Annotated in this window: 17 protein-coding genes; 5 read left to right on the top strand and 12 right to left on the bottom strand. The window is 72.8% G+C overall.

What is annotated here, in order from left to right:
- Nucleotides 1-51 precede the first annotated feature (51 nt).
- Nucleotides 52-1,800, top strand: a complete 1,749-nt coding sequence (locus tag ABD299_RS08760; protein WP_344260113.1) for a phytoene desaturase family protein — start codon at nt 52-54, stop codon at nt 1,798-1,800.
- Between the two features lie 44 nt (nt 1,801-1,844).
- Here the strand turns inward: ABD299_RS08760 and ABD299_RS08755 are convergent, their stop codons facing one another.
- Together ABD299_RS08755 and ABD299_RS08750 are read right to left on the bottom strand one after the other, a co-directional pair.
- On the bottom strand, nt 1,845-2,825 hold the full coding sequence (locus tag ABD299_RS08755) for a helix-turn-helix transcriptional regulator (protein WP_344260433.1): 981 nt from the start codon (nt 2,823-2,825) through the stop codon (nt 1,845-1,847).
- A 303-nt stretch (nt 2,826-3,128) separates the two neighbouring features.
- Nucleotides 3,129-5,168 (bottom strand): N-acetylmuramoyl-L-alanine amidase, encoded by a 2,040-nt coding sequence (locus ABD299_RS08750; RefSeq protein ID WP_344260111.1) that lies wholly within the window; start codon nt 5,166-5,168, stop codon nt 3,129-3,131.
- Nucleotides 5,169-5,619: 451 nt separating this feature from the next.
- On the opposite strand from ABD299_RS08750, the gene ABD299_RS08745 reads away from it, so the two are divergent.
- The 3 genes from ABD299_RS08745 to ABD299_RS08735 all read left to right on the top strand — a co-directional run bounded on the left by ABD299_RS08745 (nt 5,620) and on the right by ABD299_RS08735 (nt 9,911).
- Nucleotides 5,620-6,444, top strand: coding sequence for a trypsin-like serine peptidase (locus ABD299_RS08745; protein ID WP_344260109.1), 825 nt, complete (start codon nt 5,620-5,622; stop codon nt 6,442-6,444).
- 184 nt (nt 6,445-6,628) lie between these two features.
- Nucleotides 6,629-9,214: an ATP-dependent chaperone ClpB gene (gene clpB / locus ABD299_RS08740; RefSeq protein ID WP_344260107.1), complete on the top strand. Its 2,586-nt coding sequence runs from the start codon at nt 6,629-6,631 to the stop codon at nt 9,212-9,214.
- Nucleotides 9,215-9,344: 130 nt separating this feature from the next.
- Complete coding sequence (locus tag ABD299_RS08735; RefSeq protein WP_344260105.1) at nt 9,345-9,911, top strand: type III secretion system chaperone family protein; 567 nt, start codon at nt 9,345-9,347, stop codon at nt 9,909-9,911.
- Between the two features lie 84 nt (nt 9,912-9,995).
- Here ABD299_RS08735 and ABD299_RS08730 read toward each other — a convergent pair whose 3' ends face one another.
- The 10 genes from ABD299_RS08730 to ABD299_RS08685 form a co-directional block, all read right to left on the bottom strand.
- Nucleotides 9,996-11,291: a JmjC domain-containing protein gene (locus tag ABD299_RS08730; RefSeq protein ID WP_344260103.1), complete on the bottom strand. Its 1,296-nt coding sequence runs from the start codon at nt 11,289-11,291 to the stop codon at nt 9,996-9,998.
- The gene (locus ABD299_RS08725) at nt 11,288-12,505 is read right to left on the bottom strand and encodes a hypothetical protein (RefSeq protein WP_344260101.1); all 1,218 of its coding nucleotides are present in this window, start codon (nt 12,503-12,505) and stop codon (nt 11,288-11,290) included. The genes ABD299_RS08730 and ABD299_RS08725 overlap by 4 nt, the downstream gene beginning before the upstream one ends.
- On the bottom strand, nt 12,502-15,021 hold the full coding sequence (locus tag ABD299_RS08720) for a DUF6624 domain-containing protein (protein WP_344260099.1): 2,520 nt from the start codon (nt 15,019-15,021) through the stop codon (nt 12,502-12,504). The genes ABD299_RS08725 and ABD299_RS08720 overlap by 4 nt, the downstream gene beginning before the upstream one ends.
- Complete coding sequence (locus tag ABD299_RS08715) at nt 15,018-16,964, bottom strand: DUF4135 domain-containing protein (RefSeq protein WP_344260097.1); 1,947 nt, start codon at nt 16,962-16,964, stop codon at nt 15,018-15,020. The genes ABD299_RS08720 and ABD299_RS08715 overlap by 4 nt, the downstream gene beginning before the upstream one ends.
- Nucleotides 16,965-17,039: 75 nt before the next feature.
- Nucleotides 17,040-17,192, bottom strand: a complete 153-nt coding sequence (locus ABD299_RS08710; protein WP_344260095.1) for a hypothetical protein — start codon at nt 17,190-17,192, stop codon at nt 17,040-17,042.
- Between the two features lie 346 nt (nt 17,193-17,538).
- Nucleotides 17,539-18,588: an ABC transporter ATP-binding protein gene (locus ABD299_RS08705; RefSeq protein ID WP_344260093.1), complete on the bottom strand. Its 1,050-nt coding sequence runs from the start codon at nt 18,586-18,588 to the stop codon at nt 17,539-17,541.
- The gene (locus tag ABD299_RS08700) at nt 18,585-19,745 is read right to left on the bottom strand and encodes an ABC transporter ATP-binding protein (protein ID WP_344260091.1); all 1,161 of its coding nucleotides are present in this window, start codon (nt 19,743-19,745) and stop codon (nt 18,585-18,587) included. Before ABD299_RS08700 ends, ABD299_RS08705 begins: the two co-directional genes overlap by 4 nt.
- Entirely contained in the window at nt 19,745-20,740 is a 996-nt protein-coding gene (locus ABD299_RS08695) for an ABC transporter permease (RefSeq protein ID WP_344260089.1), read from the bottom strand. The genes ABD299_RS08700 and ABD299_RS08695 overlap by 1 nt, the downstream gene beginning before the upstream one ends.
- A 13-nt stretch (nt 20,741-20,753) precedes the next feature.
- Nucleotides 20,754-22,271 (bottom strand): ABC transporter permease, encoded by a 1,518-nt coding sequence (locus ABD299_RS08690; RefSeq protein ID WP_344260087.1) that lies wholly within the window; start codon nt 22,269-22,271, stop codon nt 20,754-20,756.
- 156 nt (nt 22,272-22,427) lie between these two features.
- Nucleotides 22,428-24,182, bottom strand: coding sequence for an ABC transporter family substrate-binding protein (locus ABD299_RS08685; RefSeq protein ID WP_344260085.1), 1,755 nt, complete (start codon nt 24,180-24,182; stop codon nt 22,428-22,430).
- Nucleotides 24,183-24,621: 439 nt separating this feature from the next.
- On the opposite strand from ABD299_RS08685, the gene ABD299_RS08680 reads away from it, so the two are divergent.
- Complete coding sequence (locus ABD299_RS08680; RefSeq protein ID WP_344260083.1) at nt 24,622-25,245, top strand: DUF2617 family protein; 624 nt, start codon at nt 24,622-24,624, stop codon at nt 25,243-25,245.
- Nucleotides 25,246-25,255: the final 10 nt, after the last annotated feature.

Raw genomic sequence — 25,255 nt, 5'->3', positions numbered from 1 at the left:
CGCCGGCGCCGCCCCCGACCAGCGGTACCGGACGGGTGAGGAGGATCAGCAATGACCGACGTCGACGTGGCCATCGTCGGGACCGGCCCCAACGGCCTGGCCGCCGGGGTGACCCTGGCCCGCGCCGGGCTGCGCGTCGAACTCCACGAGGCCGCCGCGGCCATCGGCGGCGGGCTGCGCACCGCGCCCCTCTTCGACGACCGCATCGGCCACGACATCTGCGCCGCCGTGCACCCGATGGCCGCCGCCTCCCGCTTCTTCCGGGAGTTCGACCTGGCCGCCCGGGGCGTGGAGCTGCTGCACCCGGAGATCAGCTACGCCCACCCGCTGGACGGGGGGCGGGCCGCCCTGGCGTACCGCGACCTGGAGGCCACCTGCGCCGGGCTCGGAGCCGACGGGAAGCGCTGGCGGCGCCTGATGAAGCCGCTGGTCGAGCACAGCCGCGGAGTGGTGGACCTGATCCTGGCCGACCGCGCGGGCGCGCTGCGCGAACCGGTGGCCGCGGCACTGCTCGGGCGCGGCGTGCTGGCCCAGGGAACCCGCCTGGCCGAACGGTACTTCAGCGGTGAGGAGGCGCCGGCGCTGCTCACCGGCGTCGCCGCGCACGCCGTCGGCAAGCTGCCCAGCTTCGCCTCCGGCGCGGTCGCCCTGCTGCTGGGACACCTGGCGCACGGCACCGGCTGGCCGCTGCCGCGCGGCGGCAGCGGACGCATCGCCCGGGTGATGGCCCAGGACATCGCCGCGCACGGCGGCCGGATCCGCACCGGCAGCCGCGTCACCGGACTGGGACAGCTCGCCGGTGCCCGGGCGGTGCTGCTGGACACCAGCCCCAAGGGCTTTCTGGAGCTGGCCGGGGACCGGCTGCCCGCCCGGTACGCCCGCGCCCTGCGGCGCTACCGGTACGGACCGGGCGCGGCGAAGGTGGACTTCCTGGTGTCCGGGCCGATCCCCTGGGCCAACCCGGAGGTGGGCCGCGCCGGCACCGTGCATCTGGGCGGCACCCGGGCCGAGATGGTGCGCCAGGAGACGCTCACCGCGCGGGGCGTGGCGACCGATGAGCCGTTCGTGCTGCTCGTCGACCCCGCCGTCACCGATCCGGGCCGGGCCAGGCCGGGGCTGCGCCCGGTGTGGGCGTACGCGCACGTGCCCAACGGCGACACCAGGGATCCGGTGGAGCTGGTCAGGTCCCGGATCGAGCGCTACGCGCCGGGGTTCACCGACACCGTGCTGCACCAGCGGGGCGTGACCGCGGCCGGGTACGAGAGCTACAACCCCAACTACGTGGGCGGGGACATCGGCTGCGGGGCGATGACGCTGCGGCAGAGCCTGGCCCGGCCGGTGGCGCGGCTCGATCCCTACCGGACCCCGCTGCCGGAGGTGTTCCTGTGCTCGTCGGCGACTCCGCCGGGGCCCAGCGTGCACGGCATGTCGGGATACCTGGCCGCGCTGTCCGCCCTGCGCCACCGGTTCGGGGTGCGCGAGGCGCCGTCGCTGGCTCCCGATGCCGGGCCGGTGCCGCGCGAACCGGTCGTGATCTCCCGGGTGCCGGGGGCCGGTGCCCCCGGGGAGGTGGCGGTGGTCCGGACGCTGGCCATGCTGCCGCCGCACTGGCAGTGCGATCCGGTTGTGGACACCGACCGGATCGAGCTGTCGGTGGCGCTGCCGGGGACCGGCGGTCCGCGGAAGGTGCGGCGGACGGTCGGCGAGGTGCTGCGGGACGCGGCCCTGGAGGGCTGGCGGCTGGAGACGGGCGGTGCCGTGGGCGGGCGCGGCGCGGGGGCGGGAGCCGGGTGCTGGTGAGGGCGTGCGGAGGGACGCGGGCGCCGCGGCTGGAGAGCTCCTCCCTAGATCCAGCCCCGCTCGCGGGCCAGCAGCGCGGCCTGGGCCCGGTTGCTGGCGCCCAGGAGTCTGAGCAGGTCGGCGACGTGTCTTCGGTAGGTGCGCAGCGAGACGCCCAGCTCCCGGGCGCCGATCTCGTCCTTGTGGACCGTGCACATGGCGTGCAGGGCGCGCCGTTCGATGTCGGAGAGTTCCGGCTCCTGCGGCTCGGCTTCCTCGGTGTCGGTGAACGGCTCGGCGTCGTCCCAGAGCCGCTCGAAGAGCATGATGATGTTCGCGACCAGGCCGCTCTCCTGGGCCACCAGGGCGCCGCGCGAGGTGTCCTGGGGGTCGAGCGGAACCAGCGCGGTGTGCCGGTCGTAGACCAGGATGAGTTCGGTGAAGTCCGGGGCCACCCGGATCTCCGCGCCGTGGCCGACGAGTTCGCGGAGGTAGCCGAGGGTGCGGCGGTCGTCCAGGGCCTCCTTGCGGACGAGGTTGCGCACCCGCACGCCGCGCCGCAGGCAGCGCAGGTCCAGGGGCCGGGCGTGGTTGATGTTCTCCTGGGAGAGCGCGGCGTACGGCTCGGCGGACAGGATTTCGGAGTGCGCGAAGAACGAGAGGTCGTCGATCCGGTGGCGTATCCGGTCCAGCTGTTCCAGCCGCTCGATGCCTCCGGTGGGGCCGGAAGGGTCGGTGGGGGAGCGGCATTCGGCGTACAGGGACTCGATGATCGGCCGGGTCCGGGTGACGTTCTGAAGTTGAGTGTGCAAATACACCAGCCGGTCCTCGGAGAGCCTGGTCACGGCGACCTCGGGGTCCGCGGCCAGGAGCGTGTGCTCCCCGCCGCGCAGCAGCTGGAGTTCGTGGAGCCGGGCGACGGCCCGGTGGACCGCGTCCTCGTCCCGGTGCAGCAGAACGTGGAGATCGGCCGCGGAGGTGCCCGGATTGCGCAAGAAGTGGCGGTACACCGCCTCTTCCGTCTCATTCAGTCCGAGTACGGACATGGAGTGCGTCCCCAAGGTGTGCTCCCCCGTCGAGACCTTTGTGGTGGACACGTCCAGATTAGGACCGCGTTCCGTTTCTGGGTAGGGACACCACGTCACTGATCAATTCAACTCACCACCACTGGAGTAGACATGGACGCCGCGACACTGACCATCTTCATCATCGCGATCGCGATCGTTGCAGCCATCGCACTGAAGGCCTTCGGGAAGAAGAAGTGAACACGCGCTGAACACCTGCCCGGATTCCGGCGGGGGATTCCGCTTCCGGTGCGCCGGTCCGGTCCGGCGCACCGCGGCCGGATTTCAGTACCGGGCGCGGCGGACGTCCACGTCCGCGGCCCGGACGAATCCGATCCGGTGACCCACCTGGATCTGGTAGTAGGGCTCGCCCCGCACCACGCGGTGGCCCGAGGTGCCGGACTCGCGGGCGGAGTAGTACTCGCTGTCGGTGAGCCGCCCCACCGCGTAGCGCTGTCCCGCCGCGATCTCGTAGACCAGCGGCGAGACCTCCTGGTACGGCACGCCCTCGGGGTAGGCCGCTTCCTCCGGGTAGGCGCGGCCGTACACCGGAACGGTGCCGAGCCCCTTCCTGGGCGTGGCGATCAGCCCCTGCGAGGGCACGGCCGACGGCCGGTCCGGCGGGTTGTGGAACCACGCCCTCTGACCGTGGAACCAGATCGCCGTCCACTCGCCCTCCCGGCCGGCCACCGCGAACTGCTGGCCGGTCGAGGCGCGGGCCCCGAGATCGTTGACGCCGGTGGACGACCGGCCGTCCCCGCCCGGGTGGGTGCCCGGGTCGCGGATCAGCTCGGCGTCGTGGTCCGGACGCACGCGCAGCCGCACCGCGCCCGAGCCGCGCGCGTCGCACAGCCGGCCGGGGTCGTCCCGGTGACAGTGGGAGTAGGGCGGCCGGTGCGTGCCGTAGTCGGGCCGGATGATGACCAGCTCCGCGTCCTGCCCGCCCCGCGCCTCGAAGGGTGCGCCCAGCAGGCCGAAGTAGCGCGCCCAGTCCCAGTAGGGGCCCGGGTCGGTGTGCATCCCGGAGACGGCGGCGTTCACCGGGCCGGGCACGTTGTCGTGGCCGATGATGTGGTGCCGGTCCAGCGGGATGCCGTGGCGCTGCGCCAGATACCGCACCAGCCGGGCCGAACTGCGGTACATCGCCTCGGTGTACCAGGCGTCGGGCCGGGTGAGGAACCCCTCGTGCTCCAGCCCGATCGACTTGGTGTTGAGGTACCAGTTGCCGGAGTGCCAGGCGACGTCCCGGCTGTGCACGTGCTGGGCGATGTGCCCGTCGGAGGACCGCAGGCTGTAGTGCCAGGACACGGACGCCGGGTCCTGGACCGTTTTCAGCACGGTGTCCCAGTAGCCCTCGGTGTCGTGGATGACGATGTAGTCGATGCTCTGCGAGCGCGGCCGGTCGGCCCTGTCGTGGTTGCCGTGGCCGGTGACCTCGCCGTCCTCGTCCGTGAGCTGCTGATGGGGCGCCGGGAGCCACTCGCAGGACACGTCCGGCGGGCACTCCGTCTCCTCGGTCCGCCCGGCCGGCGGAAGGTCCAGCCCGGCCGCGGTGCCGGTGCGCGGGCGTACCGGCAGCGGATCGAGGGCGACCCGCTGGCCCTCCCCGGTGGTGTGCCGCGCGCCGGAGTTGATGACCTCGAAGACGTCGTCGGCGAACACCTCCGCCGCCTCCCGGGTGCCGGCCCCCGCGTACGCCGCGACGGCGCCGTACCAGTCGGCCGGATCGTCGCTCAGCGGTTCGCCGAGTTCCTCCTGGGCCCGGGCCAGCAGCGCGGCGCCGCCCCGCACGTTCGCCGCGGCGGCGGTGCGCAGCTCCTCCGGGTCCAGTCCGGTGAGCTCGGCGGCCCTGTCCACCGTCTGGAACCCGGCCGGCATGTCCTGGGTGCCGGGCACCTCCCGGTGCCCGGGGTGATCAGCCTCGCCGGGATGCCGGGCGGGCTCCGGGACGAGCGTCAGCGGGTGCCAGTCGTCCCCGCGCGGGTCCTCCGGGCCGTGCCCGTGGTGCTCGCCGCCGCCCGCCCGGGCCAGGGCGGTGTGCGCGTCGGTGAGATGCATCGGTCCGTAGCCGCCGGAGACGCTGGCCGTCCCGCCGTGCCCGTCCCAGCGGGACTGCAGGTAGGCCACGCCCAGCAGCACGCTCTCCGGGACGCCGTGCTCGGCGGCGGCGTCGGCGAACTCCCTTTGCAGCACGGTGTCGTCGAAGCCGGCTACGGCCTCCGTGCCGGCCGGCAGCACGGACAGCAGGGGCAGCGCCACGGCGGCCGCCGTGCCGGCCACCACCGCACGGACCGTCTTTCTCCTGGGGACGGGGGACTGGTGCACCGGGGCCTCCTGGGGCGGGCATGCGGGGCGCGCCACGGACGGGACGGACGGGACGGACGGAACCGACGCGGACGGCGGAAGGGGGGGACGGGCCGCCTCCGGCGGGTGGGCGGCCGTGCCGCGGCAGGACCGGCAGGGCACCCCTGGTGACGTCGGATGCACCCGCCGTCACCGTATGCGGGGCGCGGTGGCCGCGCACTCCGGAGGCCGCCCGACGGGTTTCCGCAGGGCAGGGCCGGGGCCCGCGGCGCGGCAGTGGTCCGGACCCGGGTGGGCCGGAGTCCTGCCGGGAGTCTGCCCCGGGCGCCCCGGCGGGCCGCTCCGGCGCGCCGCGCTGCCCCGTGAACCGCCGCCGTGGCCGCGTCCACCGGGGTGAGCGGGGCGCGCCGGGACCGCCCGAACGGCGGAGGGTGGCTGGACGTGCGCGTCGCGTGATCGCACGGTGGACGGTATGAGTTCCCCGCGAGGTGTCATAGCCGCCGTCGCCGCCGCCGCGTTCACGGCGGCAGCCCTCGGCTCCACCGCCCCGCCCGCCGCCGCCGCGGCGTTCGGCATCCCGGACTCCGCCGGTGACCGGTGGGCCGCCCGGACGGTGAGCACGATCGGCAAGATCATCTGGGAGGAGGGCGGCGAGGTGGCCGGGCTGTGCTCCGGGGCCGTCGTGGACGCCCCCGGGGGCAGCGTGGTGGCCACCGCCGCGCACTGCGTCTCCAGTCCGCACGTGGCCGTCCCGCCCGGGGACGCGTGGTTCGTGCCCGCCTACGACAACGGCATGGGCAGCTACCGGAAGGACGGCTGGAAGGTCGCCTCCTACCACCTGCCGGACGGCTGGGACGTGAACCGTCACCTGCACACGATCCTGCCCCACGACTACGCCTTCCTGACCCTGGAGACCAAGGGGGGACGCACCGTCCAGCAGGTGCACGGGGCGAACCGGCTCGCCTTCGAGCCGGTGGACGGCGGCAAGCGGGTCGCCGCGTTCGGCTACCCGGCCGCTCCCCCCTACGACGGCGAGACCCTGCACTACTGCGCCGGCCGGGCCAGGCTGCTCACCTCCCCCGAGGTGGCGGAGGCCAACGCCGGCGGACTGCTGCTGGAGCGCTGCGCCATGACCGCCGGGTCCAGCGGAGGCCCGTGGATCCAGGACTACGACCCGGTCACCCAGTCGGGGACGGTGGTCGGTGTCACCTCGGTCGGCAGCGGCGACGGCCAGGTGCTCGGCCGGCCGTATCCCCGCGGCGCCGCGGATCTGCTGCGCCGCGCGGCCGCCGGCTGACCCCGGGGGGCCGGTCGCGCGGCGGGAGTGTGCTACCCGTTTGCGCCTTGAGTGTCGTAGACTCAAGTTATCGCACGCCGGTCCTGGCAAGCGCGGGTGTCATGCCCCTCGCGCCGGTGCCGCGGGCGGCAGAAAGAGGAGCGAGCTCGATGGGGCTTGACCGAGCGAGGAGGGGTATCCGCACGTGAACGCCGAGCTGACCAACAAGAGCCGGGACGCGATCAGCGCGGCCAACGACCGCGCGCTGGCCGACGGCCACGCCGACATCACCCCGGCACACCTGCTGCTGGCCCTGCTGGAGGGCCAGGACAACGAGAACCTCCAGGACCTGCTGGCGGCCGTCGACGCCGACCAGGCGACCCTGCGGTCCGGCACCGAGCGGCTGCTCGGCGCGCTGCCCAGCGTCCGGGGTGCCTCCGTCGCCCGCCCGCAGCCCAACCGTGAACTGCTGGCCGTCATCGCCGACGCCGGGCAGCGCGCCAAGGAACTGGGCGACACCTACATCTCCACCGAACACCTGCTGATCGGCACCGCCGCCAAGGGCGGGCGCACCGGCGAGCTGCTGCGCGAGCAGGGCGCCGAGGCCAAGAAGCTGCTCGATGCCTTCCAGGCCGCCCGCGGCGGACAGCGCGTCACCACCGCCGACCCCGAGGGCACCTACCAGGCCCTGGAGAAGTACGGCACCGACTTCACCGCCGCCGCCCGCGAGGGCAAGCTCGACCCCGTCATCGGCCGGGACCACGAGATCCGGCGCGTCGTCCAGGTGCTCTCCCGCCGCACCAAGAACAACCCCGTGCTGATCGGTGAGCCCGGCGTCGGCAAGACCGCCGTCGTCGAAGGGCTCGCCCAGCGCATCGTCAAGGGCGACGTCCCCGAATCCCTCAAGGGCAAGCGGCTGGTCGCCCTCGATCTGGGCGCCATGGTGGCCGGAGCCAAGTACCGCGGCGAGTTCGAGGAGCGGCTGAAGGCCGTCCTGGGCGAGATCAAGGCCAGCGACGGGCAGATCATCACCTTCATCGACGAGCTGCACACCGTGGTCGGCGCCGGAGCGGGCGGGGACTCCGCGATGGACGCCGGCAACATGCTCAAGCCCATGCTGGCCCGCGGCGAGCTGCGCATGGTCGGCGCCACCACCCTCGACGAGTACCGCGAGCGCATCGAGAAGGACCCCGCCCTGGAGCGCCGCTTCCAGCAGGTGCTGGTCGCCGAGCCCACCGTCGAGGACTCCATCGCCATCCTGCGCGGCCTCAAGGGCCGCTACGAGGCCCACCACAAGGTGCAGATCGCCGACGGCGCGCTGGTCGCCGCCGCCGCCCTCTCCGACCGCTACATCACCTCCCGCTTCCTGCCCGACAAGGCCATCGACCTGGTCGACGAGGCCGCCTCGCGGCTGCGCATGGAGATCGACTCCTCCCCGGTGGAGATCGACGAACTGCAGCGCGCGGTGGACCGGCTGAAGATGGAGGAGCTCGCCCTGGCCAACGAGACCGACGAGAACTCCCTGCGCCGGCTGGAGAAGCTGCGCCGCGAACTGGCCGACAAGGAGGAGGAGCTGCGCGGCCTGACCGCCCGCTGGGAGAAGGAGAAGAAGGGCCTCAACCGGGTCGGTGAACTGAAGGAGCGCCTCGACGAGCTGCGCGGACGTGCCGAACGCGCCCAGCGCGACGGCGACTTCGAGGCCGCCTCACAGCTGCTGTACGGGGAGATCCCGGCGCTGGAACGGGAGCTGGCCGAGGCGTCCGAGGCGGAGCAGGAGGCGGCCAAGGACACCATGGTCAAGGAGGAGGTCGGCCCCGACGACATCGCCGACGTGGTCGCCGCCTGGACGGGCATCCCGGCCGGCCGGCTGCTGGAGGGCGAGACCCAGAAGCTGCTGCGCATGGAGGCCGAGCTCGGCAAGCGGCTGGTCGGCCAGGAGACCGCGGTCCGCGCCGTCTCCGACGCGGTGCGCCGCTCCCGGGCCGGCGTCGCCGACCCGGACCGCCCCACCGGCTCGTTCCTCTTCCTGGGCCCGACCGGCGTCGGCAAGACCGAGCTGGCCAAGGCGCTCGCCGACTTCCTCTTCGACGACGAGCGGGCCATGGTCCGCATCGACATGAGCGAGTACGGCGAGAAGCACTCGGTGGCCCGCCTGGTCGGCGCCCCGCCCGGATACGTCGGCTACGAGGAGGGCGGCCAGCTCACCGAGGCCGTCCGCCGGCGCCCCTACACGGTGGTGCTGCTGGACGAGGTGGAGAAGGCCCACCACGAGGTCTTCGACATCCTGCTCCAGGTGCTCGACGACGGGCGGCTGACCGACGGTCAGGGCCGCACGGTGGACTTCCGCAACACCATCCTCATCCTGACCTCCAACCTGGGCAGCCAGCACCTCATCGACCCGCTGGCCGACCCCGCCGAGCAGAAGGAGAACGTCCTGGCCGCCGTCCGGTCGGCGTTCCGGCCCGAGTTCCTCAACCGGCTGGACGACCTGGTCGTCTTCGACGCGCTCGGCCTGGAGCAGCTCGGCTCGATCGCCCGGCTGCAGATCGACGCGCTGGAGCGGCGGCTGCGAGACCGGCGGCTCACCCTCGACATCGGCGAGGACGCGCTGCGCTGGCTGGCCACCGAGGGCCTGGACCCCGCCTACGGGGCCCGGCCGCTGCGCCGCCTGGTCCAGACGGCCATCGGCGACCAGCTCGCCCGCGAGATCCTGGCCGGCGACATCCGCGACGGGGACACCGTCCGGGTGACTGTCGAAGAGGAAGGGCTGGCCGTCGCCCCGGCCCGCTGAGCAGTGCTGCCGGGCCCCTGCCGGGGCCCGGCACCGCCGGTGCGCGGCCTGGCCTGCTTGCCAGACGGGGGCGGTCGTGGGGGAGGATGGCGGGGCGTGCCCGAAGCCACCGCTCCGAAGGGACCCATCCGTGTCTGTCGACCCGTCCTCGATTCCCAACTTCGGGGGCCAGCCCAAGAAGCAGGCCCCGGCTCAGCAGGGCCAGCCCGGCCAGCCGGGCAAACCGGCCGGTCCGGTGATCCCGGACCAGAACCTGGTGAAGCAGCTGCTGGAGCAGATGAAGCTGAAGTTCGTCGTGGACAAGGAGGGCGACCTCGCCGCTCCGTGGGAGAAGTTCCGCACCTACTTCATGTTCCGCGGTGAGAAGGAACAGCAGATCTTCTCCGTGCGGACCTTCTACGACCGGCCGCACGGCATCGAGGACAAGGCCCGCCTCCTCGAGGTCATCGACGACTGGAACCGCCGCACCCTGTGGCCGAAGGTCTACACCCACACCAACGACGACGGCACGGTCCGCATGATCGGCGAGGCCCAGATGCTGATCGGCACGGGCGTGGCGCTGGAGCACTTCGTGTCCAGCACGGTCAGCTGGGTGCGCGCCTCCATCGAGTTCGACAAGTGGCTGGTCGAGACGCTCGGCCTGACCAAGGACGCCGAGGAGGGCGCCGGGGACGGCAAGCCGTCCGAGGACGGCTGAACGGGCCGCCGCCCCCACCACACGCCGCGCGGGCCCAGGGAGATCTCCCGGGGCCCGCGCGGCGTGTGGTGGGGGCGCGGGTCTTCAGGTGAGCCTTTCCAGAGCGCGGAAGCTCTCCAGCTCCTCCAGGAGCCGCCGGGCGGCAGCGCCGTCTTCGTGTGCCGCGTCGTCCGGGCCGTCCGGCGCCTGTGCGCCGGCCGGGACCAGATCGCCGACGCCGGCGGGAGTGCCCTCGGCAAGCCGGGTCACCAGGCGCCCCAGGGCCTCCGCGGGCAGCGGAGTGCGCGTCACATGGCCCAGCGCGCCGCACAGCCGCACCGGCGGGCAGTCGGTCCAGCGCACCGGGGCCAGGGCCCGTACCCGGTCGGTGTCCGCCAGGGCGCGCACCGGGGCGGGCGGCGGAACCGGCTGGACGCCGTCCGCCGTCCATTTCCGAAGCGACAGCACCGCCGTCCGCTCCCTCACGCGCTGCTCGTCCCCGGCCCGCCGGTAGGTCTCCAGCGCCTCCTCCAGGCCCGGCGGCAGCCGGTCGCCGAGCCGCGCGCCGGCCAGCGCCGGGTCCATCAGCAGCGCACCGGCGACCGGGGGCAGCGCTCCGGGGTCGGCCTCCCCGGTCACCAGCGAGTACGGCGTGGGGTCGTAGAGGAACTCGGGGATGTCGTAGTCGGCGCGGTGACCGGTCCGCGGCACCCCGATGTTCACGCTCGTCGCCGGTTCGCTGCTGAGATCGCTCTCCCCGACGTGGTAGTAGTCCGCCGGCCAGTACAGCAGGTCGCCCGGCTCGGCCTCGGCGGTGAAGGACGTCTCGAGCAGGTGCTGGTAGTCCAGCATCGAGGAGACCGGCTCCGACCAGGGGCAGGTGGGCCAGAAGCGCATCCGCTTGCGGCCGCGCAGCGCGAACATGAAGGTGGCGAAGCGGTCCTTGTGGACGCCGACCGGGCTGTGCTCGTAGTTGCCGTGGAACAGCGTGGTGATGGCACCGGACACCGGCAGCCCGACCCGCCGCCACAGGCCCGAGCAGAACCGCCGCTCCCGGTCCCACTGCGGCGCGTGGAAGGCGTGGAAGGCGTGCACCACCAGCGCGTGCCGGCGCCCGTCGAGCTCCTCCGTCATCCGCTTCGCGTAGCCGTCCAGCGAGCCGTCCGCCTCCCGGGGCAGGAACGTCCCCGGCTCGGTCTGCTGGTCCCGGCCGATGGTGAACTGGGTGGTGGGTGCCATGACCCGCGGGGCCGGGGGCCTGGTGGCGAGCACGGCCGCGCGGAACACCTCGTCCTCCCGGAACGGCGGCTGCGCCACCGCCTTGAACAGCACCGGGCGGCGGTCCCAGTGCTGCTCGGCGAAGGTGTCCCAGTCCAGCGTGTCGGTGATCACCAGTGTCATCGGGTGTCCTTCCCGGTCCGCTCGATGGCCCTCAGCCGGTGCAGGGCGCGCAGCAGCGCCAGCACGCTGTCGTTGCGCTCTCCGGCTCCGATCGCCCGGCTCAGCTCGTCCACCGACGTCTCGGCGCCGGCCGGCAGGAGGCGGAGGATCCGTTCCCCGGCGGAGCCCGAGACCGGCAGCAGGTGGCCGTTGACCGCCCAGACCGCGCGGCCGGGCCCGTCCGGCATCACCACGATCTCGTGCACCGCCCGGATGCGGTCGCGCGGGCCCAGCGAGGACTCGGGCAGCGGCGGCGGGGCCGGCTCCAGGGCCGCCGCCGAGCGCCGGGCCGCCCACTGGTGGCGCAGCGTGCGGGCCAGTTCGGGGCTGCGGCTGAGCTGCCGCACCACGGTGCCAGCCTGCTGGACGGGGTCGGCCAGTGCCACCCTCCCGTCCGGTTCCGCCGGCGGCGGACAGGGCAGGAAGGGAACGGCGTCGTCGGCGTAGCGCGGGTCGTGCTGTGCCGCGTCCACCAGCAGGTTCTTCACCGTGGACATCGCCGCCCGGTGATCTGCCCGCACCGCGAGCCGCAGCACCAGGCAGCGGCCGGTGAAGACCTCGGCCGGACGGTGGTCGGCCGGCCAGTGGAGCAGGTCCCCGGCTCTGCCGCGCAGTTCGAGGTCCGGTGGGTCGCAGGGGGCGGGGGCGCGGCCGGTCTCCCGCCACAGCCGCACCGTCACGTCCCCCTCCAGGACCCACATCAGGACGGCCGCGCCGGAGGCAAGACCGAGGCCGTCGGTGCGGGCGTACCCGTGGTCGCCGATGACCAGTTCGGCGGTGACCGGCAGCGCGGGCCAGCCGACCTGCTCCCACAGCCCGGTCACCAGTTCGCGGGTGCGGGCCCACAGGGGGAAGTCCAGCAGCAGCGGGTGCTCCACGCTCAGCAGACGCCCCCGCTCGCCCAGCTCGCCGTCCAGCCGGGCGAGATAACCGGCCGGGTCCGCGTCGTCCTCGCCGGGCAGCAGACCGGCCGGGGCACGCAGCCGTCCGGCGTCGGTGAAGAACGCGACATCGGGGACGGCCCGCGCCCGGGTGCCGGCCCGGAAGGGCGCAGCCGCCCGGGTCATCACCGCGAAGGCCCGTTCGGGGTCGGGGGTTTCACCGGCAGGCAGCCGCACGGGCTCCTTCCCCCAGTGGTGTGTGCCGAAGTGCTCCCAGTCCACCGTGGCCGTCATTCCTTCCCCGTTCCGCTCGGTTCCGTGCTGTCCGTGGTGCCGCCCGGGGTGGTGCCCGCCGTGGTGCCGGGCGGCGGATCCACCGCCGGGGCGAAGCGGGTGCGCAGCACCTCGGCGTATTGGTCCAGGGGCTCCATGCCCAGCGCCGCCCTGCGCTCGTCCACCCGCTCCGGGTCCTCCAGTGCGAGCGGCCGGAAGACGCCGTCCACCCGCTCGAACTTCGTTCCGTACAGCTGTGGCCGGCCCTGTGCCAGCCGCAGCGCGTCCGTCAGATAGGCGATGTCGCGCCGGGGCATCTCGCCCTCGCGCGCCGCCTGCCGGACCAGTTCCAGGCAGTGCGCCCGGAAGCCCGTGTCGCCCTCGGCGTGCTGCACCAGCCGGCAGGCGATGTCGGCGGCCCGCTCGCCGACCAGCGAGCGGCCGGGCCAGCCGTGCTCGGCCACGACGGTGCGCAGCCACGCCAGGCCCGAGCCGGTCAGCCGCCGCAGCTTCTCCTCCAGCGCGGTGTCGGTGAACCCGCTCGCCGTCCACGGGCCGCGCAGTGCGGTGTCCACCCGGTCCAGGCGCAGCAGCCGCCGCCGGATCTCCCCGGCGGCCGATGGCGGCAACGGGGAGGGCGGCGCCGCCAGGTCCTCGACCAGCAGGCGGGTGCGCCGCGCGTCCCAGCGGTAGACGATGCGCCGCCCGGCGTCCGGCCAGTCGAAGGAGACCTGGCCCTCCAGCGGAGCGGGAAGCTCCCACCGCACGCCGTACTCCGTGTCTTCCGCGTGGTGTCCGGGGATCTGCTCGAAGACGTAGCCGATGGCGTCGCGCAGCGCGATGCCGAGTCCGGCCAGCGTGAACTGCTCGCCCGTGACCCGGCCGGGGTCGGGCGGCCAGGCGGGCCCCATGTCCTGGCGCAGGCGCGCGGGGACGAACCGCGCCGCGGCGGGAGGCGGGTCCATCGACAGGAGCGGGCCGCCCGAGGCGGTGCGGAAGAAGTAGGGGACGTCCTCCCGGGCGAGCTGCTCCAGTTCCTGGGGGGCGAACCCGGCCGCCTCGGTGCCGGTGTCCGGGCCGAGGCCGCGCCGCATCAGCAGTTCCTCGTAGTAGTCCGAGGTCGGCCGGGGGATGATCCGCAGATAGTGGTCCGGGGCGTGCTCCGCGAGGAACGCCGCGGCCCGCTCCCGGTGCCGGCACAGCAGCGTCCAGGCGTCGAACATGCCGCGCAGCATCGCCGGCAGGTGCGGACCGTAGCCGGTGGATCCGTCGGTGCCGGCGACGACCGCGCGCGTCTCGGTCCGCCCTCGCGGTTCCCGGCGCCTGGCCAGCAGAAGATTGCCGTCGTCGTCGCGCCGCCACCCGGCCGGCGTTCCGTCCACGTCGCACCAGCGTGCCTCGTTCTCCAGGCCCGGGTGGTGGTGGCCCCCGGCGGCCGGGTCGTGGATCAGTCCGGTGTCGGCCAGGCGGGCCACGCCCACCAGGCAGGACTCCAGGTCCACGGGAAAGGCCAGTGGCCCGTCGCCGCCCGGGAGTTCGCCGGCGAGGACGTTGCTGCCGCTCAGATCGACCACCCCCCAGCCGAAGCAGGCCGCGGCCAGCGCGCCGGCGCGGTGCCAGTAGCGCCGTGCCTCGCCGGGCTCCAGAACCGTCCCGGTCAGCTCCCACGGCCCCTCGCGGCGCAGCACCCGGTAGGGGCCGGGCGGCTCCACCCACTCCTGCCAGCTGTAGGCGTGCCGGTCCTCGCCCCGTCCGCGCCAGCAGGCGAGCAGCGGGAGCCGTACCGGACCGGACGCCGGCGGCAGCTCGTTGAGCAGGGCGAACAGCGAGTCGGTCTCGGCCAGCAGCAGGACCTCGCCGGAGGCGGGGCGGGGCTTGTAGGCGACCGCGCCGCCGCCCGCCAGACGCACCCGCAGCACCCGCTGGCCGCCGTTGTGGGTCTCCTCGCCATGGGCCTCCAGGCCCGTGGCCGGTCCGCGCAGCGCCTCGGCGGCGGGCCAGCCGTCCGCCAGGTCGCGGCGCAGCCGGTCCAGGAAGAGCGCCAGGAACGCGCGGTACTGCGCGCCGCGGAGGGCGGCGAAGCGCCCGGCCCGCTCCTCGTTCCCGGTCGCGCAGACCGTGAACACCTCGCACACCAGCGGGCCGAACAGGCCCGGATCCAGGGGGGAGAGCACCCCGGGCGCCAGGACGCCGGAGGCGGTGGGAGCGGTGCGCGCGCACCAGCTCTCCAGCTCCTCCAGCAGGTCCAGGAGCGGGCGGCAGGCGGGCCGGGAGAGGGCCGCGGCCAGCCGCCGGGCGTCGGCCGCACCGGCGAGGTGCCCGGCCGGCATCGCGGTGTGGCCGGGGCCCGGTGCCGTGAGCGGGGGAAGCAGCCCGCCGGCCGTGCCCTTCCGGACCGCCTCCACCAGGCGCGAGGCGGCCGGCGGCAGCGCCGGCACCGGAGCCGCCGGACCGGGGTCGGCCAGGGGCAGGGGAAGCGAAGCGGTGCGGGCTTCCCGCCGGGCCGGGGGCGTCGGCTCGAAGGCCGTACCGGTCACGGGGCGGTCACCGGGGCGCGCAGTTCCTCGATGCTCAGGCGCACCTTCGTGGTGTTCCAGCGGTAGGTGATCCGCCGGCCGACCTCCGGCCAGGCGAAGCCGACCTGCCGGTCCTCCGGTCCTCGCAGCCGGATCAGCACGCGGTGGTCCGCGTCGTCGGTCAGCCGGCCGGTCTCCTGCCCGGCGACGTACTCCACGGCGTCCCGCAGCGCGATGCCGAGCCCGGCCAGGGTCAGGTTCGCCCCCTCCCGCACGGCCGGTACCGGGGGCAGCACGAGGTCGTGCCGCGACCGGGTCTCGGCGGGGGCGGTCCGGAACGGCCCCGGCGGCGGCATCATCCGCAGCAGCGGCCCGCCGTCGGCGGAACGGAAGAAGTAGGGCACGTCGCCGAGTTCGAGCTGCCGCAGTTCGTCGGGCCGGAAGCCGCCCGGATCACCGTTGTCCGTCCCGGTGCCGTCCGGGCCGTGCGTCGGACCGCGCCCGGGACCGTGGGCCGGCCGGTGGCCCGGGGCGCCGCCGTCCTCCGGCCACAGCCGCTCGCCCAGCGCCCGGCTGTAGGCGGCCGTGCGCTGCGGGATCACCCGCACCCACTCCCGCGCCGCCCGGCCGGCGACGAAGGTGCGGACCGCCGCACGGTGCCGCCCCAGCAGCGTCCAGGCGTCGAACATGCCGCGCAGCATGGCCGGCAGATAGGGCCCGTAGCCGGTGCGCCCCTCGGTGTCGCCCACCACGGACCGGGTCTCGGTGCGCAGCACCGGCCCCGTTCTGCGGTGCAGGGCGAGCCCGCCGTCCGGCAGCGGGCGCCAGTACAGCACCGGGCCGCCCGGGCCGCACCAGCGGGCCTCGCTCTCCAGCCCCACGTGGTGGTAGCCGTCGCCGTCCGGGTCGAAGACCAGCCCGGAGTGGTTGAGGCGGTACAGCCGCGCGAAGTACGCCTCCATGTCGACCGGGTAGAGGAACGGCCCGTCGTCGCCCGGGCGGCTGCCCGCCAGCAGGTTGTCCCCGGTCAGGTCGGCGATGCCCAGGCCGAAGCAGACGGCCGTCAGGGCTCCGGCGCGGTGCCAGAAGTCCTGGGCGCGTTCGGGGCTCAGCACGGTGCCGGTCATCCGCCAGCGGCCGTCCGACCGGAGGGTGCCGCGTTCGGCGGGCGGGGCGACCCACTCCTGCCAGCTGTAGCCGGGGTCCTCCGCCGGTCCGGTCCGGCAGCCGAGGACCGGCAGCCGGATGGGACCGGAGGCCGCCGGGAGGGAGTTGAGCAGCGCGAAGAGGGAGCCGGTTTCGGCCAGGAACAGCGCCTCCCCGGTGGCCGGACGCGGCTTGTAGGCGACCTCCGTGCCGTCCCGGCCGGTCAGCCGCAGGACCCGCTGGCCGCCGTTGTGGGTCTCCTCGCCGTCCGCGCGCAGCGCCGTGACCGGCCCGGGCAGCACCGGCCCGCCCGGCGCCCCGGCATCCATGTCCCGGCGCAGCCGGGTCAGGAAGAGAGCGAGGAACTCCTGGCACTGGGCGGTGCGTTCGGCGGCGAAGCGGTGCGCCGTCGCGGGCCGGCCGGCCGCGCAGACGGTGAACAGCTCGGCCACCAGCGGGCCGAAGAGTCCGGGATTGGCCACTGTCAGGACGCCGGAGGCGAGCTCGGAGCGGTACCGGGGCGCGGTCCGGGCGCACCAGTCCTCCAGCCGCCCGAGCGCGTCGCGCAGCGGCCGGAAGTCATCGGTGGCCAGCAGGGCGGCCAGCCGGTCGGCGTCGGCGCTCCCGCGCAGCTCCCGGTCCGGGGCGAGGACACCGTCCGGCCCGGGAACCAGGACCGGCGGGAACATGCGGCCCGCCGACCCCTCGCGCACCAGGGCGACCAGCCGGGCCGTGGCGCCGGGCAGCCCGGGCGGCGGGGTTCCGGCGGCGGGAGGCAGCGTCAGCAGGGCGGCCGGCGGACGAGGGGTGGGCGGCATGCTGCGACTCCCGGGTGGCTGCCGAAACGGACGGCGGTGCCGGCCGGTCCCCCGGCCGGCACCGCGCCTGTCCTGTCAGACGCAGTAGACGCCGGCGCAGGTACGCCAGGCCCACTGGCCGGCCTCGGCCGCCGGGACATCGGTCTCCAGCTCGCCGATGGCCAGGTCGAAGGCCTCGCCGTCGGTGGTGTCGCGGATGCTGAGCTCTTCGGTGAGGTTCGTCGCCATGTCTGCTCCTGTGCTCGTCGGTCAGGCGAGGGGTTGGTACCGCCGGCCGGATCCGGGGTCCGGCCGCACCACGAGTGCCCTGTCGGGCCCCGGTGCGGTGGGCTGAGCGAAGGAGATGAACGTGCCACGGCATGCCGGAGAGGCATGCCCGGGCGCCCCCGTTCGGCCGCAGGCTGTGCAGTGGATCACGCGATCGGAAAAAGAGTTGCAGTGTTGCCAGGACACCGTCAAGAGGATCAAAGGACTGGACCGTTGTCTGGCGCAAAACGAGCGAAGGAGCCCCCGGCACATGCCAGGGGCGCATGCCGGGGGCTCCTCGGGGCCGGCGTCGCTCGCCGGGCCCGCCTCAGACGACCTTGGTGTCCTCCTCGGCGAAGTGGCACGCCGCGGGGTGGCCGGTGCCCCGGTCCTTCAGCGCCGGCTCCTCGGTGGCACAGATGTCCTGCGCCTTCCAGCAACGGGTCCGGAAACGGCAGCCGCTGGGCGGGTCGATCGGACTGGGCACGTCGCCGGTCAGCACCACGCGGCGGCGGCGCCGCTCCTTGCGCGGATCGGCCAGCGGCGCGGCCGACAGCAGCGCCTGGGTGTACGGGTGCGAAGGGCGTTCGTACACCTGCTCGCGGGTGCCGGTCTCGACCACCTTGCCCAGGTACATCACCGCGACCCGGTCGGAGATGTGCCGGACCACCGACAGGTCGTGCGCGATGAACACGTACGCCAGGCCGAGCTGGTCCTGCAGGTCCTCCAGCAGGTTCACCACGCCCGCCTGCACCGAGACGTCCAGCGCGGAGACCGGTTCGTCCAGCACCAGCAGCCGCGGTTGCAGGGCCAGCGCCCGGGCGATGCCGATGCGCTGGCGCTGGCCTCCGGAGAACTCGTGCGGGTAGCGGTTGCCGTGCTCGGGGCTCAGGCCCACCAGCCTCAGCAGCTCCGCCACCCGGTCCTTGCCGCCGTCCCGCCAGCGCCCCTGCACCTTCAGCGGCTCGGCGATGATGTCGTTCACCGGCAGCTTCGGATTGAGCGAGGCGTAGGGGTCCTGGAAGACCATGCCGGCGTTGCGCCGCACCGGCTGCAGCTGCCCGGCGCTCAGACCGGTGATCTCCTGGCCCATGAAGCGCACCGAGCCCGAGGTGGGCTTGACCAGCTGCAGGACGGCCCGCCCGGTGGTCGACTTGCCGCAGCCGGACTCGCCGACCACGCCCAGCGTCTCGCCCGCCCGCACGGAGAACGACACCCCACTGACGGCCTGCACCTGGCCGACCGTCCGGCGGATCAGACCCCCGCCGCGCACCGGGAAGTTGACCACCAGGTCCTCCACCCGGAGCAGCTCGCCGTCGCTCTCGGTGCCTGTTCCGGTGATCTGCGCGCCGTCGGCCGCCTGAGTATCCGTGGTCATCGTCCCTCCTCGCTTTCCGTCAGGGGGGTGTCGCGGAAGAACGCCGTCGGGTCCTCGGCCTCCGCCAGCCTGTCGCTGTGGTGGCAGGCCGCCTTGTGGCCGTTCTCCGCCATGGTCAGCGCGGGCTCGGACTCCCGGCAGATGTCGGTGGCCAGCGGGCAGCGCGGGGAGAACGGGCAGCCCGGCGGCAGGTGGATCAGCGAAGGCGGGGTACCGGTGATCGGCCGCAGCCGGTCCGTCCGCTCGCCCTCCAGGTCCGGCACCGAACCCAGCAGGCCCGCGGTGTAGGGCATCCTCGGCTCGTAGAAGACCTGGTCCGTCTCGCCGACCTCCACCGGCTTGCCGGCGTACATCACCAGCGTCTTGTGAGCCATCCCGGCGATCACCCCGAGGTCGTGGGTGATCATGACGATCGCCGCGTTGACGGCGTCCTTCACCTCGAGGAGCTTCTCCAGGATCTGCGCCTGGACCGTCACGTCCAGGGCCGTGGTCGGCTCGTCGGCGATGATGATGTCCGGGTCGTTGATGATCGCCATGGCGATCATCACGCGCTGCCGCATGCCGCCGGAGAACTCGTGCGGGTAGGCCCGCAGCCGCTTCTCCGCCTGCGGGATGCCCACCAGATCGAGCATCTCCCTGGCCTTGGCCATCGCGGCCCGCGGCGCGACCAGATGGTGCGCGAGCACGGCCTCGGCGAGCTGGTCGCCGATGGTGTGCACCGGGTTCAGCGAGGTCATCGGGTCCTGGAAGATCATCGCGATCTTCTCCCCGCGCAGCGCCCGCTGGTCCTTCTGCCGCATCTTCAGCAGGTCGGTGCCCCGGTAGAGGATGCTGCCGTTGATCCGCGCGCTGCGCGGCAGCAGCCCCATCACGGCCATCGAGGACACCGACTTGCCGGAGCCGGACTCACCGACGATGCCCAGGACCTCCCGGGCGTGCAGGGTGTAGTCGACGCCGCGGACGGCCCGGACCGTGCCGTCGTCGGTGGGGAACTCGACGGTCAGGTTCTCGACCTTGAGGACCTCTTCGTCGGTGGGCGGCAGCGAGTCGGCGAGGGTCTTCGCCGCGTGCACGTCCGCCGCGGTCTCGGTCACCGAGGCGTCGCCGAAGTCCTTCGGGGCGAAGCCGCCGGTGTTCAGCGGTGGGTTGATCGACATCAGTTACGCACCCGGTTCTGTCGGGGGTCGAAGGCGTCGCGCAGCCCGTCACCGATGAAGTTGACGGACAGGGCGATGGCGATGATGAACAGGCCCGGCCAGTAGAACAGCCACGGACGCGTGGTCAGCGCCGTGCGGTAGTCCGTGATCAGCCGGCCCAGTGAGGTGTCCGGGGGCTGAACGCCCAGGCCCAGGAAGGACAGCGCGGACTCCAGCAGCACCGCGGCCGCGATGGCCAGCGTCACCGACACGATGATGATGCCCACGGTGTTCGGCAGGATGTGCTTGAAAATGATCCGCTTGGCGGAGGTGCCCACCGAACGGGCGGCCTCCACGAACTCCTTCTCCCGCAGCGAGAGCACCTCGCCGCGGACCAGCCGCGCCGTCTGGGTCCAGGTGATCAGGCCGAGGAAGATGCCGAAGAGCACGATGCCCCGGCCGCCGACCAGGGCGCCGATGAGCGCGGCCAGGACCAGCGCCGGGATGGCGATGATCACGTCGGTGATCCGCATCAGGAACGCCTCGGCCCACCCGCGGAAGTAGCCCGCGGCGGCACCGATGACTGTTCCCACGAAGGTCGCCACCAGCCCGACCAGGCAGGCGATGACCAGCGACACCTGGGTGCCGCGCATGGTCAGCGCGAAGTAGTCGCGGCCGGTGTTGTCCTGGCCGAACGGGTGCTCGCCCAGGTGCACCCCGCCGCCGCCGAGGAAGGTCGGCCAGACGCTGAGGGTGGGCCGGCCGCCGTCCAGGATGGCGCCGGTGGAGGTGGCGTTCTTGTCCCACCAGCCGGGGAGGGGGCCCGCCCCGATGGAGGTGACGGAGAGCACCACCACGAAACCGAACACGATCATGCCGATCAGGGCGCCCTTGTGCCGGAAGAACCGGCGGGTGACCAGCTGGGCCTGGGTGCGGGCTTCGACGGACATCCCCTGCGCGTCTCCGGCCGCGCCCGGGCCCTGCTCCGCTTCCGCTGTCTGCGCTTTGCGCAACATTGGTCAATCTCCTTCAGGACAGCCGGATACGGGGGTCGAGGAAGGCGTAAGCGATGTCCGCGACCATGTTGAACACCACGATCGCGCCACCGCTGACGAGGAAGAACGCCATGATGGGCATGGGGTCGCCCTCGCGGATGCCGGTGATGAGCATGACGCCCATGGCCCGCCAGCCGAAGACCTCCTCGGTCACCACGGCTCCGCCGAGCAGCGTGCCGATGTCGTATGCGGTCAGGGTGGTGATGGGGATCATCCCGTTGCGCAGCGCGTGCCGGGTGATCACGGCCCGTTCGGTGAGACCCTTGGCCCGTGCGGTCCGCACGTAGTCCTGGTTCATCACCTCCAGCATGCTCGCCCGCGTGTAACGCGTGTAGACAGCGAGTGACACCAGGACCAGGGCCAGCGTGGGCAGTGCCAGGTGGCCGAACGAGTCCAGGCCGCTCTGCCAGAAGGTGCCCTCGTAGTTGGGGGTGCTCGCCCCGATGGTGGAGATCGGCCGGTTGTTGACCGAGTCGCTGTAGGAGGCGAAGGACTGCAGCATCCGGTCGGTGAAGATCACCGCGCCGGTGAAGAGGCCGGTGAGCACCGCCGCGGGTATGGCGGCCCGCCGGTACAGCTCGCCGCCGACGAACCAGCCGACGGCGTAGCAGATGCCGACCGTGATCAGCGCGAGCAGCATGATGGTGGCGAAGTTCGGGTCGCGCAGCACCGCGTCGAGCGCGAAGTGCGCCACCACGCCCAGGCCCGCCGCGACGAGCGCGGCACGCATCGGCGGACTGTTCCACTCCAGCCCGCTCACCAGCGTGGTGAACGCCAGGGCGCCGGCGAGCGCGGTGAGCGCGATGACGATGACGCCCAGGCCCGGGTCGGCGAACCAGTTGGTGGCCGAGAGCACCGTGAGCAGGACCGCCATGGCGACGGTGGTGCTCACGAAGACCGTGAGCCGGGACCGCCGGTCGCCCACCACCAGCGACCCGCAGGCCAGGCCGGTGATCAAGGCGATCAGCCCGATCCAGAAGGGCGAGATGGCCGGGTCCCGCAGCCAGTTGTTCAGGTCGATGGCCAGGAACTGCTTGAGCAGGGTGCCGACCCAGAACAGCGGGAGGGAGAAGCAGACGAAGGCGACGAAGGTGACGGTGTGGTCCAGGCCGCTGTACTGCCGCAGAGCGGAGATGACGCCGATGCTGATGCCCACCACGATGGCGATCACCGTGGCGGCGGTCACCAGCTGGAGGGTCGCGCCGATGGCGTTCTCCAGCATGGCGTTGACGCTGTGGCCCTGACGATTGACGCCGAGATCCCCGGTAAGGGCGGCGCCCATCCACAGGAAGTAGCGGATGACGAGGGGTTTGTCGAGGTTCATCCGCTCGGTGATGTCGGCGATCGCACGCGCCTGGGCATCACCGTCCGGTAGCTGTCTCGCGTCGGCGAGGGGATCTCCCACGTTCGCGGCGAGGCTGAACATCACGACGGAGGCGGCCAGGAAGACCCACACCGAGACGAAGAGCCGCCGCGCGATGAAGACGAGCATGGCGCTGACTCCTGAGATTCAAGGAAGAGGAACAGGCGAGGAACGGGGCAGTACGCAGAGCGCGGGGCCGGGGGGTGAGGCCCCCCGGCCCCGCAAGGGTGTTGCGTTGTGCTGCTGCGGGACTCGGCTCACCGGCCGGTGAGCCGGGTCAGTGCGTCAGCTCTTGCTCCATTCCGGCATGTTCCAGACGACGCCGGTCTGCGTGGGGTTGGGAACGATGTTCTCGACGTTCTCGGCCCAGGCGGTGATGTTCGGGTGCTGGAAGATCGGGATGGTGGCCAGGTCCTGCCACAGGATCTTCTCGATCTCGGCGACCATCTGCAGGGCGGTCTCCTGGTCGGCCTCGACCAGCACCTCCTGCAGCAGCTTGTCGACCTCCGGGTTGGAGTAGCAGCCGTTGTTGTTGCCCTTGCCGTCGGCGGTGCACTCCTCGACGGTCTTGAAGGTGGAGTTCCAGCCGGAGATCAGCGAGGAGCCGATCCAGCCGAACATCGCCACGTCGAAGGTGCCCTGGGACAGGCCGCCGTCGGTCGCGAAGAAGTCCGGGGTGGCCGAGAAGTCGACGTCGAAGCCGGCCTCGTCACAGGCGTCCTTGATCAGGGCGCCGGTGTCGTTGCGGCGCTGGTTGTCCAGCGTCTGCACCTTGATGGTGGTGCCGACCGCGTCCTCCTCCTCGAGGATCTCGCGGGCCCGCTCGATGTCCTGCTCGCCGTACTGCTCGAGCTCCTCGGCGATGTGGGCGTTGGCCTCGTCGAAGCCCGGGTCCCACGGCGCGATGTTGCGGATCTGCTTGACCGGGGCGTCCGGGGTGACCGGCTTGATCAGGTTGTCCACGATCAGCTGGCGCGGCACGCACAGGGCGAACGCCTCACGCAGCGCCAGGTTGTCCGAGAACGGGCCCTCGTTGAAGTTGAAGTCCAGGTGCTCGTAGGTGTAGCCGTTGCCCACCTGCGAGTTGATGCCGGACAGCGCGTTGATCTGCTCGACCATGTCGACGGTCGGCTGCGGGGCGATGATGTCGACCTCGCCGTTCTCCAGCGCCTGCGCCATCTCCGGCTCGGCGATCTGGCGGATGACGATGGTCTCCGTCGCCGGCGCCTCACCCCAGTAGTTCTCGTTGTACTTCAGGGTGACGTGCTGGCCCTCCTCGTAGGAGTCCAGCAGGTAGGGGCCGGAGGAGGGGATGAGCTCGGCGTCCGGCAGGCCGCCGTCGATCAGCCAGCCGTTGTTGAAGAACTCGGCGGCGTCCTCGAGGGCGTCCCAGTCCTCGGACTTGATGGCCTCGATCAGCTCGTCGGTGGAGATGCCGCCCTGGTCGGCGACCACGTGCGCCGGCATCATGGTGGTGTTGCCGTGGCTGGGGCCGTTGGCCGCCCAGTCGGCGTACGGGGTGCCGTACTCCAGCACGAAGTGCTTGTCGCCGGCCTCGCACTCGGGCACCGCGGTGTCCTCGATGCCGGCGGAGCCGATCACGGAGAACGGGGACTTGCCGCTCTGCTGGGCCCACCACAGCAGGAAGTCATCGCAGTCGATCGACTCGCCGTCCGACCAGACCGCGTCGTCGTTGATCGTGTACTCGACGACCAGCGGGTCCTCGGAGGTCTGCTCGTAGGTGCCGAACTCCTCGTTCGGGGTGAGCAGACCGTCCTCGCCGGCGAACTGCCAGAAACCGGTGGTCACCCAGTTCAGCACGATGACATTGGCGAAGGAGTTCGCCCCGGCCGTAGTGTTGTTGTAGCTGTCGAACGGCTGGCCCCAGGCCAGAGTGACGGTGCCGCTGGGGCCGTCGCCACTGCCGTTGTCCTTGGAGTCGCCATCGTCGTTGCCGTTGTCGCTGCTGCACGCTGTGAGGGCCAGGGCCCCCACGAGCGAGGCCGCGACCAGCTTCGACGTTTTGCCGAATCGGGTCATCTTCGGGCCTTCCGCGGTGTGATGACTTCGGGTGTGAAGTTGCGGAGAGCTTCCTCACTCCACCGCGCCCGAACAAGTGCGCCCGAGTGACCGTTGTGCAGCCGAGATGTGAAGCAAGCTGAGTTGTGACCCACATTCCACACAAACCGGGACCGGGTGGAGCGATTCGCAGGGGGGTGCGCGCGGTCAGCGTGCACGACTGTTCGTATTGCGGGCGGCCGTCCGGTGGACACCTGACCTAGTGCATCCCCCGTCCGGGGGAAACCATGGCAAGTTGGTCAAAACCCCTGTGAGTGCGGTGCGTCAGGTGGAACGGTGGTCCTCCCTCCGGGATCCGCGGCCCGGGCTCAGCAGGCCCGGGCGCCCCCGGCCGCGGCCGCTTCCGTCCCGCCGGGGGCGGCCGGCACATCCTTCGCCGCGTGCGTGCAGGAGCCGACCCATGCTCACCACTCTTCAGACCGCCTATACCGACACCAGGGCCGCCGACCTGGCCTGGGCGCTCGACCTGGAGCCGCTGCCGGCCCTGGCGGCGCTCGATCTGCAACTGGGGGAGAATCATGTACAGTTGCGGGTCATCGGTGCTTCGCACCAGGTGTTCCTCGATGCGGCGGAAGGCAGCTTCTCCGAAACAGTGGCCTGCATGGCCGGCAGCAGCACGCCACTGCCGCTCGGCGTCTCCCGGCGGCTCGACCGCTTCGAGTACGAGTTCGCGGCCCGAATAGAGCATCTCGGCGGCGGCTCCTTCGCGGGCCGGGCCCAGGAGTTGCTGGCGCTGGTCGCCGACCATCCCAGCGGTCTCGTCGGCACCTTCCCCGGCGATCCGCACGCCTTCACCGCCCTGCTCGCCCAGCGATGCGGGGAGCAGATCCACTGGCGCACCTGGCACGCCTACCCCCAGGAGCGCCAACTCGTCGCCACCCGGACCCGGATCGGCCTGCCCGGACGCCCTCCCGCGGGCGCCCGTGCCGGCGGCAGGTGCGACGCCGCCGCAACTCCACGGGTGCGCAAGGCGGTTGGCTCCCAGGAGGCGGCGCGTCGCCCAGTGTACCACTCCGGCGGGTGACGCTTCATGC

The organism is Streptomyces sodiiphilus (assembly GCF_039529215.1).
GTDB classification, from domain to species: domain Bacteria; phylum Actinomycetota; class Actinomycetes; order Streptomycetales; family Streptomycetaceae; genus Streptomyces; species Streptomyces sodiiphilus.
This window is presented reverse-complemented; position numbering and strand designations above follow the sequence as displayed.